Below are 2,710 nucleotides of genomic sequence, written 5' to 3' on the forward strand. Positions count from 1 at the left end.
AAGGCGCTTGAGGTTATCAAAAATGCATCATTGTAATTCGTAATAGAGCGAAGGTCGGGCATACAGTGCCCGGCCTTTAATATTTTACAGGACATATACCCGATTAGCGTCTGGTTACAGCCATGCTGATTGGATCAACCGATTCTGCGGGAAATAAACCGATCCTTCAGACGGCCGCAGGATAAGGGAATGGCCTATATGATGGTGATTCGATCGGTTGCCGTCAAGGTATAACTGCGACTAGGATGAATCTCAGAAAGGGGAGATGTTCATGGAACGCTGGTCGGATAAATGGGCGCGTTCTTTCATTGCGCGCTACCCGCTGGTTACTGACTTGCCTTTTTATTCGCGCCTGTCCTGGAATTATGAAATCGGCTGCCTGCTCACCGCGTTGGAAAAAATGTGGCACAAAACCAGTGACATCCGGTATTTCAACTATGTGAAAACAAACGTGGATTTGTATGTTCAGGAGGATGGCTCCATTCGCGGCTACCGCTTGAACGACTATAACGTCGATCAAATCAATTCCGGCAAGCCACTGTTCGCACTGCTTCGAGAGACGGGCGACGGGAAATACCGGTCGGCGATCGAATGGCTGGCATTGCAGCTGAAAGGTCATCCACGAACAAGCGACGGGGGACTGTGGCATAAAAAAATATATCCGTTCCAGATGTGGCTGGACGGCGTCTACATGACGGCACCATTTATGACGTCCTATGCGTCCTTAAGCGGCGAGACCTCCTGGTATGACGAAGCGGCAAGGGAAGTTGAGCTGATGGAACGTAAAGCCCGGGATCCAATAACAGGGCTGCTGTACCATGCTTGGGATGAAAGCAAAGAACAGCGCTGGGCGGACCCGGATACTGGCTGTTCACCCCACTTCTGGGGACGGGCCGTGGGATGGTTTATGATGGCCGCTGCCGACGTGCTGGATGACCTGCCGCTGGACCATCCAAAGCGGGGCTTGCTTGTCGGTCTGTTTCATCGTCTATCGGAAGCGGTCATTCGTGTGCAGGACGAATCGTCCGGATTGTGGTATCAAATTTTGGATCAAAGGGGCCGTGAGAGCAATTACTTGGAGACATCCGCATCAGCCATGTTTGTATACGCGCTGGCCAAAGGCAGTCGTCTCGGTTATTTGCAGGATGAAGCGGCGCAAGCGGCACGGCGGGGATTCGAAGGATTAATCACTCACTGCGTAACGGAAGGGGACGGGGAAATTCACCTTAACGGCATTTGCAAGGTAGCGGGACTCAGCGGGCGTCCCTTTCGGGACGGATCATATGACTATTACATAGGCGAACCGACGAGGCAGGACGATCCGAAAGGAACGGCGGCGTTTCTGATGGCTGCCATCGAAACCGAGCTGCTGGAACAGCAGCCAATCGAATAGGAAAGGACGATGACGACGATGCCTAAGAAAAAAACGTACGTGCTGGTAGGCACAGGAGGACGATCCCAATTTTTTTATTCTGCATTGGTCACGGAATATAAGGAATCAGCGGAGCTGCTTGCTTTCTGCGATACGAATCGGACGCGTATGGATTACGCCAACAAGTTGCTTAATGAAAAATACGGAAGCCATTCGGTTCCAACCTATCCGGCGAGTGATTTCGACCGTATGATCGCCGAGCATAAGCCGGATACCGTCATCGTCACGACGGTCGACCGGACGCACCACCAATACATCATCCGGGCGATGGAACTGGGCTGTGATGTCATTACGGAAAAACCGATGACGGTCGACGAGAACAAATGCCAGAAAATTCTGGACTGCGTGCAAAGGACCGGATGTAACGTGCGGGTCGCCTTCAATTACAGATATGCTCCGCATCATACCAAAGCAAGGGAGCTGATTGCGGACGGCACGATCGGGCAGGTCACTTCGGTCCACTTCGAATGGCTGCTGAACACGAAGCACGGGGCGGATTATTTCCGGCGCTGGCACCGGGACAAACGCAACAGCGGCGGGCTGCTCGTGCATAAATCGACGCATCATTTTGATCTGGTCAATTTCTGGATCGGCTCCGAGCCGGAGACGGTATTCGCGTTCGGCGATTTGCTATTCTATGGGAAGGAAAACGCAGAAAAAAGAGGCGTCACCTCATTCTATGACCGGTCGACCGGCCACCCGAACGCGAAGGAGGATCCGTTCGCGCTTCATATGGATGAAAGCGAAAGCTTGAAGGCGCTGTATTTGGATGCTGAGCAAGAGGACGGCTACATCCGCGACCGGAGCGTATTTAGCGACGGGATCAGCATCGAAGACACAATGGGCGTCCTCGTTCGCTACAAAAACAATGCCATACTCACATACTCGCTAAATGCGTACATGCCTTGGGAAGGCTATCGAATCGCATTTAACGGCACGAAAGGTCGCATCGAAATGGCCGTTGGCGAACAATCCTACGTGAATGCGGGAGGTGACAAAGCGCAGGAAGGTGCAGTGAAAACGAGATCGATCCGCGTTATCCCGATGTTCGGCCAGCCGTACGACGTTGAGGTGGAGCTGGCCGTGGGTGGTCACGGCGGAGGCGATCCGGCATTGCTGCGCGATATTTTCGGAGACCCGGCGGAAGATCGTTTTCAGCGTGCTGCCAACCACATCGACGGCGCAAAGTCGATTTGACGGGAATTGCCGCAACCGCTCGATCCGGACGGGACAGGCGGTTCATATTGACGACCTGGTCAAATTCAGATAAGGAGGTTT

Annotated in this window: 1 protein-coding gene and 1 pseudogene; both read left to right on the forward strand. The window is 53.1% G+C overall.

Going from position 1 to position 2,710, the window contains the following annotated elements:
• The first annotated feature begins 271 nt into the window (after positions 1-271).
• On the forward strand, positions 272-1,393 hold the full coding sequence (locus CPT76_RS35630) for a glycoside hydrolase family 88/105 protein (protein WP_258169114.1): 1,122 nt from the start codon (positions 272-274) through the stop codon (positions 1,391-1,393).
• An 18-nt stretch (positions 1,394-1,411) separates the two neighbouring features.
• Positions 1,412-2,702: pseudogene (locus tag CPT76_RS35635) on the forward strand (Gfo/Idh/MocA family protein).
• Positions 2,703-2,710: the final 8 nt, after the last annotated feature.

Origin of the sequence: Paenibacillus sp. AR247 (genome assembly GCF_002968895.1) — a bacterium.
GTDB lineage: Bacteria > Bacillota > Bacilli > Paenibacillales > Paenibacillaceae > Paenibacillus_AQ > Paenibacillus_AQ favisporus.

Excerpts from the sequence above, each read along its gene's own strand:
- CPT76_RS35630 (WP_258169114.1), top strand. The coding sequence starts at position 272 with ATGGAACGCTGGTCGGATAAATGGGCGCGTTCTTTCATTGCGCGCTAC.